Annotated in this window: 15 protein-coding genes and 2 tRNA genes; 5 read left to right on the top strand and 12 right to left on the bottom strand. The window is 71.5% G+C overall.

From position 1 onward, the window contains the following. Positions 1 to 6 precede the first annotated feature (6 nt). Positions 7 to 852 (bottom strand): hypothetical protein, encoded by an 846-nt coding sequence (locus QM572_RS18170; RefSeq protein WP_415095384.1) that lies wholly within the window; start codon positions 850 to 852, stop codon positions 7 to 9. A 54-nt stretch (positions 853 to 906) separates the two neighbouring features. Here QM572_RS18170 and QM572_RS18165 point away from each other — a divergent pair, with 54 nt between their 5' ends. Continuing rightward, complete coding sequence (locus tag QM572_RS18165; protein ID WP_415095383.1) at positions 907 to 1,830, top strand: cation diffusion facilitator family transporter; 924 nt, start codon at positions 907 to 909, stop codon at positions 1,828 to 1,830. Positions 1,831 to 1,860: 30 nt separating this feature from the next. Here QM572_RS18165 and QM572_RS18160 read toward each other — a convergent pair whose 3' ends face one another. The 3 genes from QM572_RS18160 to QM572_RS18150 all read right to left on the bottom strand — a co-directional run bounded on the left by QM572_RS18160 (position 1,861) and on the right by QM572_RS18150 (position 5,422). After that, on the bottom strand, positions 1,861 to 3,333 hold the full coding sequence (locus QM572_RS18160) for a diguanylate cyclase (protein ID WP_415095382.1): 1,473 nt from the start codon (positions 3,331 to 3,333) through the stop codon (positions 1,861 to 1,863). A 642-nt stretch (positions 3,334 to 3,975) separates the two neighbouring features. Continuing rightward, positions 3,976 to 4,179 carry a hypothetical protein gene (locus tag QM572_RS18155; RefSeq protein WP_415095381.1) on the bottom strand — a complete coding sequence of 68 codons (204 nt, stop codon included), beginning with the start codon at positions 4,177 to 4,179 and terminating at the stop codon, positions 3,976 to 3,978. A gap of 34 nt (positions 4,180 to 4,213) precedes the next feature. Beyond that, a complete protein-coding gene (locus QM572_RS18150; RefSeq protein WP_415095380.1) occupies positions 4,214 to 5,422 on the bottom strand; it encodes an oxygenase MpaB family protein in 1,209 nt (402 codons plus the stop codon). 92 nt (positions 5,423 to 5,514) lie between these two features. Between QM572_RS18150 and QM572_RS18145 the strand changes: the two genes are divergently transcribed. Further along, positions 5,515 to 6,159 (top strand): TetR/AcrR family transcriptional regulator, encoded by a 645-nt coding sequence (locus QM572_RS18145; RefSeq protein ID WP_415095379.1) that lies wholly within the window; start codon positions 5,515 to 5,517, stop codon positions 6,157 to 6,159. Positions 6,160 to 6,204: 45 nt separating this feature from the next. On the opposite strand, the gene QM572_RS18140 is transcribed toward QM572_RS18145, so the two are convergent. Then, positions 6,205 to 6,277: transfer RNA gene (locus tag QM572_RS18140), tRNA-Ala, on the bottom strand. Between the two features lie 182 nt (positions 6,278 to 6,459). Between QM572_RS18140 and QM572_RS18135 the strand changes: the two genes are divergently transcribed. Continuing rightward, positions 6,460 to 7,044, top strand: coding sequence for a type IV toxin-antitoxin system AbiEi family antitoxin domain-containing protein (locus QM572_RS18135; RefSeq protein ID WP_415095378.1), 585 nt, complete (start codon positions 6,460 to 6,462; stop codon positions 7,042 to 7,044). 1 nt (position 7,045) lies between these two features. After that, complete coding sequence (locus tag QM572_RS18130; RefSeq protein ID WP_415095377.1) at positions 7,046 to 7,954, top strand: nucleotidyl transferase AbiEii/AbiGii toxin family protein; 909 nt, start codon at positions 7,046 to 7,048, stop codon at positions 7,952 to 7,954. Between the two features lie 225 nt (positions 7,955 to 8,179). Here the strand turns inward: QM572_RS18130 and QM572_RS18125 are convergent. The 7 genes from QM572_RS18125 to QM572_RS18095 all read right to left on the bottom strand — a co-directional run bounded on the left by QM572_RS18125 (position 8,180) and on the right by QM572_RS18095 (position 13,486). Continuing rightward, positions 8,180 to 8,252, bottom strand: a tRNA-Ala gene (locus QM572_RS18125). 46 nt (positions 8,253 to 8,298) lie between these two features. Then, positions 8,299 to 9,261 (bottom strand): hypothetical protein, encoded by a 963-nt coding sequence (locus tag QM572_RS18120; RefSeq protein WP_415095376.1) that lies wholly within the window; start codon positions 9,259 to 9,261, stop codon positions 8,299 to 8,301. Between the two features lie 19 nt (positions 9,262 to 9,280). Continuing rightward, a complete protein-coding gene (locus tag QM572_RS18115; protein ID WP_415095375.1) occupies positions 9,281 to 9,880 on the bottom strand; it encodes a GNAT family N-acetyltransferase in 600 nt (199 codons plus the stop codon). After that, positions 9,877 to 10,350 carry a MogA/MoaB family molybdenum cofactor biosynthesis protein gene (locus tag QM572_RS18110; protein ID WP_415095404.1) on the bottom strand — a complete coding sequence of 158 codons (474 nt, stop codon included), beginning with the start codon at positions 10,348 to 10,350 and terminating at the stop codon, positions 9,877 to 9,879. The genes QM572_RS18115 and QM572_RS18110 overlap by 4 nt, the downstream gene beginning before the upstream one ends. Continuing rightward, positions 10,347 to 10,889 carry a cyclic pyranopterin monophosphate synthase MoaC gene (gene moaC, locus QM572_RS18105; RefSeq protein ID WP_415095373.1) on the bottom strand — a complete coding sequence of 181 codons (543 nt, stop codon included), beginning with the start codon at positions 10,887 to 10,889 and terminating at the stop codon, positions 10,347 to 10,349. The genes QM572_RS18110 and moaC overlap by 4 nt, the downstream gene beginning before the upstream one ends. Beyond that, positions 10,882 to 12,111, bottom strand: a complete 1,230-nt coding sequence (gene glp / locus QM572_RS18100; protein WP_415095372.1) for a gephyrin-like molybdotransferase Glp — start codon at positions 12,109 to 12,111, stop codon at positions 10,882 to 10,884. The genes moaC and glp overlap by 8 nt, the downstream gene beginning before the upstream one ends. Further along, positions 12,104 to 13,486: a UTP--glucose-1-phosphate uridylyltransferase gene (locus QM572_RS18095; protein ID WP_415095371.1), complete on the bottom strand. Its 1,383-nt coding sequence runs from the start codon at positions 13,484 to 13,486 to the stop codon at positions 12,104 to 12,106. The genes glp and QM572_RS18095 overlap by 8 nt, the downstream gene beginning before the upstream one ends. 22 nt (positions 13,487 to 13,508) lie before the next feature. Between QM572_RS18095 and QM572_RS18090 the strand changes: the two genes are divergently transcribed. Next, positions 13,509 to 13,932 (top strand): 5-formyltetrahydrofolate cyclo-ligase (locus QM572_RS18090; RefSeq protein ID WP_415095370.1); only part of this gene is annotated, 424 nt, incomplete at its 3' end.

Below are 13,932 nucleotides of genomic sequence, written 5' to 3'. Positions count from 1 at the left end.
CTGTCGTCAGCCGTTCGTTGTTGCGAATCTATCGCAACAAGGAAGGAGTCGCATCAGCAGGAGGGCGACGGCGACGGGGACGGTCGCCGGGAGGGTGTCGACGACGAGGAAGAGCAGGTCGAAGATCCCCGACAGCCCCAGCACCAGGAGCGCGGCCGTCCAGCGCGGCGGCCACGCCCGTCCGGCGGCGCCCGGCACGGACTGCGCGATGAGCGAGCCGAGGACCGCGGCGACGAAGAGGTCGCCGTACCCCATCAGCGCGTGCTGGAAGTGCGCCACCTGCAGGTGCGGCAGACCGCCTCCGGCCGACGCGGCGTTGAGGGTGTCGTTGGGGCCCTGGAGGAGATGCCCGAAGACGAGGACGCAGTCGAGCACCGCCATCGCGACCAGGGCGATCTGCAGCACGAGGGAGGGGGCGAGCCGGGTCAGCCACGCGGCGAGGGTGGCGGCGCTCAGTGCGGTGAGCGCGACGGCCGCCGCCTGGGCAGGGATCGCCGCGAGCCCGCTCGACGGGCCTGCCCAGGCGAGCGCGAGGAGGGCGGCGGCGAGGCCGCCACCGGACAGCACGGCGAGTACGCCGGCGGCCCGTGTCCGACGCGCCGCCGACCCGATCGCGACCGCGGCCAGGAGGGGCACGCCGAGGGCGGCCACCCACGCGTAGACGCCGGCCAGCGACGGGACGGCCGCGAGCAGCGCGATCGTGCCTCCGAGCGATCCCGGCAGGAGGACCCACGCCCACGCCCTGCCCCGCAGCCGATCGACGAGCCGCGCGGGGAGCTGCGGCTGAGGCGCGCAGACCAGCGCCGCCTGCACGGACACGAGCACGACGTCCGAGGCCCAGAACGGCAGCACGCGACGAGGCTAGCGCGGCCTCCTCACGCCGGACCCGCCCCTACGATCGGACCCATGGGACACGACCACGGCGGCCATGGCGGCCACGGGACCGCGGCCGACGCCGATCGGCGCCCGCTCGTGGCGGCGCTGGCCCTCCTGGTCGCGTTCCTGCTGGGCGAGGTCGTGGTGGCGGTCCTCGCCGACTCCCTCGCCCTGCTCTCCGACGCCGGCCACATGCTCACCGACGCCGCGTCGATCGCGGCCGCGCTCTGGGCGATGCACCTGGCGGGGCGCCCGGCCGACCCGCGCTGGACCTTCGGCCTCAAGCGCGCCGAGATCCTCAGCGCCGCGGGCAACGGCATCACCCTGCTGGTCGTGTCGGGCATCGTGCTGGTCGAGGCGATCCGCCGCCTGGTCGACACGGCCCCCGACGTCGACGCCGGCCCGGTGCTCGCCGTCGCCGTCGTCGGCTGCCTGGTCAACGTCGCCGCCGCCTGGCTGATCGCGAGGGCCAACCGCACCAGCCTCAACGTCGAGGGCGCCTACCAGCACATCCTCACCGACCTCTACGGCTTCGTCGGCACCCTGGTCGCCGCCGTGGTGATCCTGACGACCGGCTGGCAGCGGGCCGACGCCGTCGCCGCCCTGGTGGTCGTCGTACTCATGCTGCGGTCGGCGTGGGGACTGCTGCGCGACTCCGGGCGGATCCTGCTGGAGGGCGCGCCGGACGACCTGGACCTGGAGGAGGTACGCCGGCACCTGCTCGAGCTCGAGCACATCGTGGACGTGCACGACCTGCACGCGTGGACGATCACCTCGGGTCTGCCGACGCTCTCGGCCCACCTGATCGTCGAGGACGGCTGCTTCAGCGACGCCCACACGCCCGAGCTGCTCGACCTGGTGCAGGACTGCCTGCACGACCACTTCGACGTCGAGCACTCGACGTTCCAGTTCGAGCGGGCCGCGCACGCCGCGCACGAGCACGGCGCCCACTGAGCGGGGTCGTCCCGGATCACCGGGGCACGGTCACATCTGGTCGCTGCGGGCCCAGCGGCCGCCACCGCGCCGCTTGGCGACGTACATCGCCGCGTCGGCCTCGACCAGCACGACCCGCGGACCGCCGCCCCGGTACGGCGCCACGCCCACGCTCACCTGCGGGACCGGTCCTGCGGCCGGATCCCGGGGCTGGCCGAGCTGGTCGATCAACGCGGCGGCGACCTCGACCGCCTGCTCCGGCGAGGCGCCGGGCAGGACGGCGACGAACTCGTCACCGCCGAAGCGACCGGTCTCGCCGAGGTCGTCCACGGCCCAGCGCAGGCATCGGGCGAGTGCGCGGAGCGCGTCATCGCCGGCCAGGTGGCCGCGGGTGTCGTTGATCTGCTTGAAGTCGTCGGCGTCGACCAGGAGGACGGCCAGGGGCTCTCCGGTGCGGTCGGCGTTCTCGACGGCACGGGCCAGGACGGCGTCGATCTCCTCACGGGTGAGCACGCCGGTGACCGCGTCGAGGGCCGGGGCGAGCGTCCCGGACCCGGTGCCGCGGCGAACGGCGGGCGACGTCTCCGGCCAGAGCACGAGGACGGTGCCCTGGCCCACCGGCTCCCCGACCGCGACGGTGTGGCCCACGGTGCGTACGACGCCGGGGCCGATCCCGAAGGAGAGGCGCAGCTCACGGCGGTCGGCGAGCTCGAGGTCGGCCCCCAGAACCTGGCGTACCTCCTGACCCAGCTCCAGGCGGCGCCCCTCGGTCGCGGCGATCATGAACCGCGCGGGAGCGTTGACGTCCACCAGGCGACCGCCGGCATCGAAGAAGAAGAGGTAGTTCGGGAGCTGGTCGAGCGCGTCGCGGCGAGCGATCGGCACCAGATCGTTCATCCGCTCGTAGACCACCGCCCGGTACATCACCGCGACCGCGGCGACCGCGACCAGATGCATCACCTGAAACTGCGCCACCTGCGCGCCGAGGCCGGCAACCAGCAGCACGACGATGACGATGAGCGCCGCGCGCCGCGCGCCGTCGACCTCGTCGACGCGGCGCAGCAGGTAGGCGGCACCCGCGACCAGGAGGGCCACGCAGTAGACCGAGTGAAACACGAAGATCGGGCCGACGCGATAGACGCCCTCGGCGTCGAAGCGACCCACCATGAAGACAGGCCACCGGCTGAGGCAGACCAGAGCGACCAGCACGGGCTCGCCGATCAGCGTTGCCCGGACCCACCTCGGCGGGTGCCAGTGGGCCACCACAGAGCGCCGGGCGAAGACGAGGAAGACAGCGCAGACCACCGAGACGGAGACCATCCAGAGCGTGCCGAAGGTCTCCACCATGCGCAGCGACCGGGTCGGCTCGGTTGCGAGCGCCGACGTGGCCCCCACGGACCAGCCCGCTGCCCCGAGGCCCCCGACGACGAGGAGGTCGGCGCCGAAGGTATCGCGGTGACGCCAGGCGGATACGGCGAGCCCGAGGCTCGCCACCACGCCGACGAGGCCGAGAAGCACCACCACAGACCACCCCCACCCGTGACTCGTCGGTGCCGACGGGTCATGAGGCTACCGAAGCCGAACCGCCGGCAAGGCGCTCGCCACGTCCGATCGTCTCCGATGACACTGTGCCGGAAGGCGCGCGTCACCACGGTGCACGGGTCGGCGCGACTGGTGACGATCGACAGTGGCAGTGAGACCGCCGCAAGAACGATCGCAAGGAGCGTCACGCCTACTCCGAATTGAACGCGGCAGGTCACGACTCCCACAGGCCAGAGCAGCAGCTTGACCAGCTCGCCGAGTTCGTAGCGGCTCGCGAGGAGGCACAGCACACCGACCCCGAGCAGCCCACCGATGGTCCATGCCTCCACCGACACCGCCGCGTGTTTCCACCGCTGGAGCCTGGAAGCGATGTCACCCTGCTGCGCCGCGATGAGCAACAGAACCCAGGTCGTGGACGCCGCCGGTGAGCCAATGAGACGGAGCTGCTCATAGCCGAACATCTGATCGCCGTCATGACGGCTACGCCAGAGCGGAACGATCGCCATGCCGGCCACGAGCAACAGGACACCGGACAACGCGGCCGACTGCACCGTTGAGCTGCTCTCGGCCAGCGCCGGCGGCGCGTTCGTGCTGAACCAGTTCGCGACGGGGGTGACGCCCAGCTCACGAGCGACCGCAGCGAGGGAGTCTGACGGGTCGCTTCCCGCCGACCAGCGTGGTCACCACGAGTGCTGCGGAGATTCCCGTGACGATCTGATACAGCAGGTCCCGGTTGTCTCGCCAGTTCCCGATCGTCTCCGGGATGGCCCTGATTGCTCCGAGCATGGCTTCCTCCGTCGCGACGTCGGTGTCGGGCGCGGTGGTCATGGCAGCCTCTGCCGAAGACGGCGATCCAGCGGGCCTATTGGTCGGTGGGGCGTCCGGCGACGGGGGTGCCCCGGTAGTCCGCCTTGACCCCGTGGAGCCCGCGAGCCACGAGCCGGTCGTAGAAGGCCTGACCCCGTCGGTCGAACAACGCTCGGATCGGCCGAGTCCGGGCGCCGTACCCGAGGGCCAGGAGCGGATACCGTGAGGCCGCAAGGAGGCCGTCGACCAGGGGATCGGCGGGCAGATCGAGCAACTCCCGCGCGTCCTTGCCCGGCACGGTGCGTGTCATGGCGGGGCCGAGCTGTCGGCGGGCGACCGCATGGTTGAGGCGGCGTGACCTGCCGAACAGTGCCATGCTCGCCGTGCCGTCGACGACCTGGGCCATGAGGGCGGCGGAGTTCGGGTTGGCGCCGTAGATGAACTGGTGGATGCGGCTCTGCAGCTCGAACTCCTCAGCCGTCGTCCTGCCAAGCAGCTGGTTGGGGGCGCCCTCGATGCGGGAGACCCAGCGCCACATGAGGGCGAAGCTGTTGCGCTCCTCCTCGGTGAGGACCCCGCCGAAGAGCTCCATGATGTCGACGCGGTGCTGCCCGAAGATGAACGTCGCCCCGGCCGTCGCCATCTGGCTGATCGGCATCGAGTCCATCGTCCACCGGCCACTGCGGAGGATCCCCATCCGGATCATGGTGTGCAGGAAGCGGATCCGCACCCACTCCTCCCATCGCCGCCCGCCCGGCTTCATGCCGTCGACGTCGAGCGCTCCCACGAAGCCCGTGGCGGTCTCCCAGTACCGGCGAGCGAAGTCGCCGCCCCGCGCCAACCGCCCGGTCGACCCCATGACCTCGGCGGTGGCGGGGTCGATGTAGGTGAACGGCAATGCGCTGTGGATCCCGAACATCATCCCGATCGGATTGCGCTTGCCGACGCTGGCGCCCGCTCGCAGCGCCTCGAAGTCCAGCCACGACGGGATCGTCTCGACGTCGGCGAAGAAGGCGATCGCCTCGGGGCAGCCCTCGGCCCGGAGCGTACGGGCGTTGGCGTAGATGTCGCCGCCCATCAGCCTACGCTCGCGCATGAGCGTCATGAGCGCCTCGCACAGCGGGTCGCCTACGTGGTTCCAGGCCTCGTAGTCGACCTCGGCAGGATCGAGGTAGACCTCCGATCCCGGCGTACGGGCGAGGTCCTCGCATGCGCCGACCCGGGCCGGCAGGTCCGCGTCGTGCGCCTTGGCGACTGTGCTCACAGCCCCTCCTTCTCATTTAGAGTCCACTCTAGATGAGAAGGAAGAAGCCCACCACGACCGGCGCGAAACGGACGACCCTAGGCTTGGACGGCATGGACGACGGCACCGCACCTCCCTCACCGGCGGTCGCTCGAGGAACTCGCCGGCGTGAGCGGACCGGCAAGGCGATCCTTCAAGCTGCCGAGCGACTTCTCGACCGAGGGTCGCTCGAAGATATCCGCGTCGAAGACATCGCCGCCGAGGCCGGCGTCTCCCCCGCCTCGGTCTACGTCCACTTCGGCACCAAGCAAGGCGTCATCGCAGGCCTGGTCGAACACGTCCTCGACATCGTCGACAGCCGCCTCTCCGAGGTAGCGGACAGCGACCTCAGCCCGATTCGAAAGGCACACGCCACCGGGCACGCCTACCTCGACCTGCTCCTGGAGCATCCCGTGCTGGTTCGCTACATCGCCGCCGGCGAAGTCAGTGGCCCCGTCGGCCCGATCGAGAACATGGTCGGCGAGCGGCTCGAAGCGCTTCGACAACGCTTTGAAGCCCAGATCAGCCTCGCCGTCGGAACATCCAATCCACACCACGTCGACAGCCGTCTGCTGTCGTACTTCCTCTTCGGCGCATGGAACGGCATCACCGCGCTCACCCTGCGTCAGGACGGCGCGGGGATCGACCGCCAGGATGCCGAGGCAGCCATCAGGCAGTTCCTGCGGCTGGTCGAACTCGGAGCCCTCGGACGCGACTGACGGCACGAAGGCCGGATCCGATGGGATCCGGCCTTCACTCAGCGGTGGAGGTGAGGGGATTCGAACCCCTGGCTTCTTCGATGCGAACGAAGCGCGCTACCAGCTGCGCCATACCTCCGCGAGTGCGGAGACGACCGAGGCCGGGCCGCCGGCAAGGCGTTTCCGGCCCAGCCCTGTGGACGCGACCCGTCGGCACATCCCACTCCCCCGAAGGCGAGCCGTTCAACGGCGCTCGGCATGAGCGCAGGGTTCGACGGCGTACACGCGGAGCGAATGTTTCAATATTGCTACGATTGATCCATGTCCAGGAGTGCAGCACTCGGAGCGCTGAGCCCTGTTGCGAGCGAGCAGTGGGGCATGGTGACCGCCGGGCAGGCGCGTCGGCTCGAGGTGTCCCGTACCGACCTGAGCCGCCTGGTCGCCGACGGCGTGCTTGCCGAAGTCGAGGGCGCGGCCCGTGTCTATCGGTTTGTAGCGGCCCCGGAAAATCCCGACCTCGACCCGCTGCGTGCTGCGTGGCTGCAGCTCGGCGGAGAGCGTTACTGGCATGAACGCATCGCGGGCATCGATGCGGTCGTGTGCGGCAGGAGCGCAGCCCTCGTATGGGGGCTGGGCGACCTGATCCCCGTGCGTCACGAGTTCCTTGCCCCGCACCGCCTGCGCCCACGCCGGGTCGACATCCATGTGGCGGTACGCGCGTCGCTGGGGCGGAGCGATTTCGAGATTCGCGACGGCCTGCCCGTGACAGGTGTCCTCGCCACGCTCACCGACCTCGCACATGCCGGCGAGGACGAAACGGCTGTCGCTCAAGCAGCATCGGACGCGAGCCTGCGTGGACTTGTGGCATTCGACGCCGTCTCCGAGCTACTGCTGACGGTGCGCTGACATGAGCGACTTCCCCTACGCATCACCGGGCGACTTCCGTAGGGCACTGCGCGACAAGCTGAAGGCGATCGCTGAGCGTGACGGCCGGTACACGCTCAGCGAGCTGCAACGGCAGTTCGCGTACGACCGAGCGCTCGCGCGCCTGTTCACGTCGCCTGATGCTGAGGGCTGGGTGCTCAAGGGTGCGGGCGCACTGCTGGCGCGTCTGAAGGTGTCGCGGCACAGCATGGATGTGGATGTGTTCTTCGACGTCACCGACGCCGATGTGGACGACGCGGTCGCGGCCCTGCGTACGGCTCTGCTGGTCGACCTGGGTGACTTCTTCCTCTTCGCGATCAACCGCGTCGAGCCGCTGCGGGAGGAAGCGAAGGGGGCTCGCGTCAACCTCACGGCCAGCCTCGGGCCGAGCGTGTTCTCGTCGTTCCACATCGACGTGGTCGTGGACACGGCCATGACAGGCACACCAGATCTCGTCGACCCACTCACGGATCTGACGGTCGAGGGACTCGAGCGTCCGCAGTACCGAACGTTCCCGGTGGCCGACCATCTGGCCGACAAGCTCGCCGCCACGGTCTCGACCTTCAGGGCCGACGGTGGCGCTGCACCGAGCAGCCGCGTGAAAGACCTGGTGGACATCGCGATCATCGCCTCGACACAAGAGGTTTCGGCCGATGCGCTGCGGGTCGCGGTGTCGACGGGTCTGGCGTGGCGCGGGCTGGCGGCACCGGAGCGGTTCCTCGTGCCTGATGTCGAGGGGTGGCGCAAGCGCTACCCGACCGTTGCCGCAGATGCTCCGGGGGAAGTGCCGACATTCGGCGAGGCGGTCGCGTTGGCCGCCCGGCTGTTCAATCCGGTGCTCAACGAGACGGCAACAGGCGTCTGGGAGCCCGGGCTCGGTTGGGCAGACTGAGATCAGATCCGAACACTCCGGTGGCTCTGAGGTGCCCGAATGCGACCCTCTCCGGTTGGCACCGTGACACGTCACGCCGCCAACCGACCCGCGCATGCAGCCGACACGGCGCTCGCCAACCCCGAATCGGGCACTCGACAGCCCACATCCCGCGCGGACCCAGCCAAAACACGGAACCGCTGGCCCCGAAGGACCAGCGGTTCGCGTTTTGCTACCTACGTGCGGTGGAGGTAAGGGGATTCGAACCCCTGGCCTCTTCGATGCGAACGAAGCGCGCTACCAGCTGCGCCATACCCCCGCGAGTGCGGAGACGACATTAGCAGCGGGCCGACCGCGACCTGAAATCAGGCCCCGCTCGCGCGCCGCTCGGGCGCGGTCTCTGCACTGGCGCGGGCGGCGTCGGCCTCGCGGGCCAGGGCGGCATCGGCCTCGGTCCGGCCCGAGGTCCACACGCCCGTGGACTCGAGGTCGATCGTGGTGATCGTGCGGCGGGGCGCGCTCGGCTTGGAGACGTACGTCGGCAGCGGCGCCTCGACGGGCTCCCACATGCCCTCGGCGACGGGCTCGCCCTCGGCGGTCAGCGCCGGGAGGCTGCTGGTGTCGTCGTCGGCGAGCGCGGCGATGGTGGTCGAGGTGTCCACGACCGACTCCTCGGCAGCATCGACCCGGATCTCGCGGCGCACCAGTCCGGGCCTCGCGGGGCGTGAGGCCGGGTCTCGGCGGGAGCCGGCGTTGCGGACCATCAGCCGGCACGCGACCAGCCAGGCGACGACGACCGCGGCGGGGGCCAGGACCCAGAGCCAGCTGATCACCTGGCCGGCCGCGGTCGCGGCGACGGCCGCGAGGGCGAAGACGAGGACCCACAGGACGCGGCGGCGACGGCGGGCGGCGACCGCGGCGGCGGTGCGGCGCACCTGCGGTCGATCGCTCGGCAGGTGGAGCCGGCCCGAGGTCGTGGTCTCGAGGAGGGAGTCGACGAGGATCTCCTGCACGATCACCTCGACCGGGCGGGAGTCCTCGACCTCGACGGCGGTGGCGACCGGGATGGCGACGGGGGCGGCCTCACCGGGCGCCTCCGCAGCGGCCTCGACGACGGCAGCGGGGGCGGGCGCGGCGGTCTTGGGCCTCACCAGCGCGGACGAGCGGCGGCTGATCGCCTCACGCCGGGCGAGAACGCGGATCCGCTCGGAGAAGGTGGAGATCGAGCGGCTCCGGGCGCCGGCATCGTGATGCTCGAGCGCCTTGGGGATGAGATAGGCGGCCCACGCGAGGGCGAGGGCGACGAAGATCAACGCGCTGGGGTCCACGCAATGAGATTAAAGTGAATCACTGAGCCTGCTGTGACTCGACACGCCCGATCAGCCCACCCGGCGGCAGCTCCTCGGCCGTGATGGCGAAGTTCATGTGGTCGCGCCAGTCGCCGTCGATGTGCAGGTAGCGCGGGGAGTAGCCCACCTGGCCGATCCCGAGCTTCTCCACGACGCGCAGCGAGTTGTGGTTCTCCGGCCGGATGGAGATCTCGATCCGGTGCAGCCCGGAGGTGAGGCAGTGGTCGACGACCAGGGCCACCGCTCGCGGCATCACGCCGCGACCGGCGTGCCGCTCGTCGATCCAGTAGCCGACCGAGGCGAAGAGCGCCGAGCCGCGCACGATGTTGGAGACCGTGACCTGGCCGGCGAACCGGCCGTCGACGTCGACGGCGAAGGGCAGGCCCAGTCCCTGCCGCGCGGCACGCCGCTGCCGGCGTACGAGGGCCGCGAAGGTGGCCGGACGGCTCTCGCCGCCGGGAGGGACGGTGGCGTCCCACGGCTCGAGCCACTGCGCGCTCCGGCGCCGGGCGGCGGCCCATGCCGTGCCGTCGCCGAGGGTGAGCGGCCGGACGGTGACGTCGCCGGAGCGCAGCGTCACCGGCCAGAGAGCGCTCACGGGTGATCGCTTCCGAGGATCTGCGCGAGCGCGTGCTCGAGCACCGGGCGGATCACCTCGAGCGCATCGCTCACCCCGCCGCGCGAGCCGGGCAGGTTGATCACGAGGCAGTCGCCGATGGTGCCCGCGACGCCGCGCGAGAGCATCGCGGTCGGCACGCCCCGGGCGACGCCGGCGGCGCGGATCGCCTCGGCGATGCCCGGCACCTCGCGGTCGAGCAGGGGCCGCGTGACCTCGGGGGTCTCGTCGGTCGGGGTGAGGCCGGTGCCGCCGGTGGTGAGGACGAGGCGCGCTCCCCCGATGACGTACGCCGAGATCGCCTGGCCCACCTGCTGCCCGTCCGGGACGACGGCGGCGGGTGGCACGGCGAAGCCCATCCCGGCCAGCGCGTCGACGATGAGCGGGCCGGTGACGTCGTCGTAGATCCCGGCCGCCGCGCGGTTCGACGCGACCACCACCCCCGCCTTCATCGCTGCCACGTGCCGCTCCTGCCGCCGGTCTTGGACTCCACCCGGACGTCGGTGATGACGGCGCCCTTGTCGACCGCCTTGACCATGTCGACGACCGTCAGGGCGGCGACCGAGACCGCGGTGAGGGCCTCCATCTCGACCCCGGTGCGGTCGGCGGTGTGGACGGTCGCCGTGATCGCGACGGCGTCATCCCCCACGACCAGGTCGACGGTGACGCCGCTGAGCGCGATCGGGTGGCACAGGGGGATGAGGTCGGGGGTGCGCTTGGCGCCCATGATTCCCGCGATCCGCGCGACGGAGAGGGCGTCGCCCTTGGGCACGCCGGGCCCGCGGAGCAGGGCGACGACCTCGGCGGAGACGAGCACACGACCCGTGGCCACGGCCGTGCGGGCGGTGACGGCCTTCTCCGAGACGTCGACCATGCGGGCTGCGCCGGTCTCGTCGAGATGCGTGAGCCCCCACTCGCCCGGGCCGGAGGCCCCACTCGGCGGGCCGGAGGCCCCACTCGGCGGAGCGGAGGCCTCGGTCGGGTCAGTCATCGAAGGTCACCACCTCGACCTCGGCGCCGGCGGGGAGCTCGGTGACGTCCTCCGGGACCACGACCAGGCAGGTGGCGACGGCGAGGTCGCCCAGCAGGTGCGAGCCCGGGCCGCCGGCGAGGCTGACCGTGCCGCCCGACCCCAGGACGCCCCGGAGGTACTGCCTCCGGCCGGGGATCGAGGTCACCGGCTCGGTGAGCCGTGCGGTGATCGTCGCGGGCACCTCGGGGGTCAGGCCCATCAGCCGGCGCAGCGCGGGCCGCGCGAACACCTGGAAGGAGACGTACGCCGAGACCGGGTTCCCCGGCAGGGTCAGCAGCGGCGTCCGGTCGGGGCCGACGAACCCGAAGCCCTGCGGCTTCCCCGGCTGCATCGCGACCGGGCCGAACCACACGCCGCGTGAGGCGAGCGCCTCCTTGACCACGTCGTAGTCGCCCGCCGACACCCCGCCGGAGGTGACGACGAGGTCGGCGCGGACGAGCTGGTCCTCGAGCGCCTCCAGGAAGCGCGCCGGCTCGTCGGGGACGATGCCGACCCGGTAGGCGATGGCACCCGCCGCCCGCGCCGCCGCCGCCAGGAGGTAGGAGTTGGAGTCGAAGATCGAGTCGGGGCCCAGCGGCGTGCCGGGCTCGCGCAGCTCGCTGCCGGTGGAGATCACCACGACGCGCGGCCGGGGCCGGGCCGGCACGCTCGCGTGCCCGGTGGCCGCCAGGAGGCCGAGCTGCCGCGGTCCGAGCAGGGTGCCGTCGGAGACCACCAGGTCCCCGCGTACGACGTCGTCCCCCTCGGGCCGGACATGCTGGCCGCTTCCCTCCGGAGCCCGGGAGACCCGCACGGCGGCGACACCGCGGTCGGTCCACTCGTAGGGCACGACGGTGTCGGCGCCGTGGGGCAGCGGCGCCCCCGTCATGATCTTGGCCGCGGCGCCCCGCGGCAGGGCGAGGAGGGTCGCGTTGCCCGCGGCGTTCTCCCCGACGACCGGGAGCGTGACGGGGGCCTGAGCCGAGGCGCCGGCGACGTCGGCGCAGGCGACGGCGTAGCCGTCCATGGAGGAGTTGTCGAAGGCCGGCAGGGAGACGAGCGCCTCGAGGTCCGCGGCCGCCGCGAGGCCCTGCGCCTCGAGCAGCGGCATCGGGTGGGCCGGGAGAGGGACGAGGTCGGCGAGGATCCGCTGCTGCAGCTCCTCGACGGTCAGCGGGCTCGCTCCGACACCACTAGGCACCCGAGGACAGTACCGAGTCCGCATCGATCCGCTGGGCGCCCGCTCCGGTGAGCTCGACCTCGCCGATCACCTGGACGCCGCGACCGAACGTGAAGTCGCCGTCGACCGTCAGGCTGGCGGCCTTGCGCAGCGACGGGGTGCCGTCGGGGAAGCGCTTCTCGAAGTCGGAGACGACCTTGTAGTAGTCGCCGTCGAGGTCGACGAACGGGATCTCCTCGACCGTCTGGTCGAGGGTGAAGTCCTCGCCCATGTCGTAGACGTCGGAGCGGAGCACGAGCAGGTCGTTGGTGGTCTTCACCGGGACGAAGCGGTCGCGGCCGACCTCGATCAGCTGGGCGCCCTCGAAGACCTCGATGGCCGCGCCCATGGCCGTCTCGATCTGCACCACCTTGGGGCTGGAGGAGTCGGCCGGGTCGACGTTCTTGACGTTCTTGATCAGCGGCAGGCCGAGGATGCCGCTGCGAGCGTCGAGCGTCTCGCGCATGGCGACCAGGTCGAACCACAGGTTGTTGGTGCTCATGTAGCGGTGGCGGTCGAGGTTGGCGAGCGCCTTGACGTCCTCGGGCAGGGTCTGCGCGGTCTCGCGCAGCACGATCCGGCCGTCGGACCTCCGGCGCGCGAAGTGGCCGCCCTTGCGGTCGCTCGCGGTCCGGCGTACGGCCTCGATGGCGAAGGGCGCGCCCGAGGCCGCGAACCACCCGGCGACGCGCGGGTCGGGAACGGCCCCGAGGTTGTCGGAGTTGGAGACGAAGACGTAGCGGAAGCCCTCGGCGATGAGCCTGTCGAGGAGGCCGGTGCCGCGCAGCGCCGTGTAGAGGTCGCCGTGGCCGGGCGGGCACCACTCCTGGGTCGGCTCCTTCGGCCAGGTGACCGGCGTCAGGTCGGACTCGAGCAGCTTGGGCTCCATGTTCTGCAGGAACTCCAGGGGCAGGCCCTCGCACGCCAGGTCGGTGTAGCGCGCGAGCGCGTCGAGGGTGTCGCCGGAGGTGCGGAAGGAGTTCATGAAGAGGATCGGCAGCCGGGCGTCGTGGACCTTGCGGAGGTGGAGGACCTGCCGGGCCGTGACGTCGAGGAAGGAGAGCCCCTTGCGCACGCAGAGGAGCGACTTGGCGCGATCCATGCCCATCGAGGTGCCCAGGCCGCCGTTGAGCTTGATCACGACGGTGTCGCGCAGCGCCTGGGCGGCCGCCTCGTCGTCCACCTCGACGTCCGCGAGGGCGGGCATGTCGACGGGCTCGATGGTGGACTCGGGGATCATCCCGGTCTCCCCGTGCTCGAGGAGCCGGTAGTAGTGGGCGAACGTCTCGATCGCCACCGTGTCCACGCCGGCCTCGCGCATCTTCGCGGTCGCCTGCTGCAGTCCTGCGCTACCCATTCCTTGATCGTAGGGTGCAGGTGTGCCGCACCGGGAACCACATGGGGGAAAAATAGCCTCACGTGACCAGTTCCTCACCCGCCGGCGCAGGCTGGGACTGAGCGAGATCGGCGACGCGGCACAGCGTCTGGCCGCCGTGGCCCTCGCCCATCCGGCGGTACGCCGGGCGGCGACCGTGGCCGCCTACGTCTCGGTCGGGTCCGAGCCGGGGACCGGGGTGCTGCTCGACGCGCTGCGCTCCTCCGGGAGGCGGGTGATCCTGCCGCTGCTCCAGCCCGACGACGACCTCGACTGGGCGCTCGACTCGGGCGACCTGGTCCGCGCGCGGCGCGGGCTGTTGGAGCCCACCGGTCCCCCGCTGGGCGCCGACGCGATCGCCGGAGCCGATCTCGTGCTCGTCCCCGGGCTCGCCGTCTCGCCCCGCGGGGACCGGCTGGGCCGCGGCG

The organism is Nocardioides sp. (assembly GCF_047607365.1).
Lineage (GTDB): Bacteria > Actinomycetota > Actinomycetes > Propionibacteriales > Nocardioidaceae > Nocardioides.
The sequence above is the reverse complement of the archived record's forward strand: the minus strand, read 5'-3'. Positions and strand labels throughout refer to the sequence as shown.

Excerpts from the sequence above, each read along its gene's own strand:
- QM572_RS18165 (WP_415095383.1), top strand. The coding sequence starts at position 907 with ATGGGACACGACCACGGCGGCCATGGCGGCCACGGGACCGCGGCCGAC.
- QM572_RS18155 (WP_415095381.1), bottom strand. The coding sequence starts at position 4,179 with ATGACCACCGCGCCCGACACCGACGTCGCGACGGAGGAAGCCATGCTC.
- QM572_RS18145 (WP_415095379.1), top strand. The coding sequence starts at position 5,515 with ATGGACGACGGCACCGCACCTCCCTCACCGGCGGTCGCTCGAGGAACT.
- QM572_RS18135 (WP_415095378.1), top strand. The coding sequence starts at position 6,460 with ATGTCCAGGAGTGCAGCACTCGGAGCGCTGAGCCCTGTTGCGAGCGAG.
- QM572_RS18130 (WP_415095377.1), top strand. The coding sequence starts at position 7,046 with ATGAGCGACTTCCCCTACGCATCACCGGGCGACTTCCGTAGGGCACTG.
- QM572_RS18110 (WP_415095404.1), bottom strand. The coding sequence starts at position 10,350 with ATGAAGGCGGGGGTGGTGGTCGCGTCGAACCGCGCGGCGGCCGGGATC.
- moaC (WP_415095373.1), bottom strand. The coding sequence starts at position 10,889 with ATGACTGACCCGACCGAGGCCTCCGCTCCGCCGAGTGGGGCCTCCGGC.
- QM572_RS18095 (WP_415095371.1), bottom strand. The coding sequence starts at position 13,486 with ATGGGTAGCGCAGGACTGCAGCAGGCGACCGCGAAGATGCGCGAGGCC.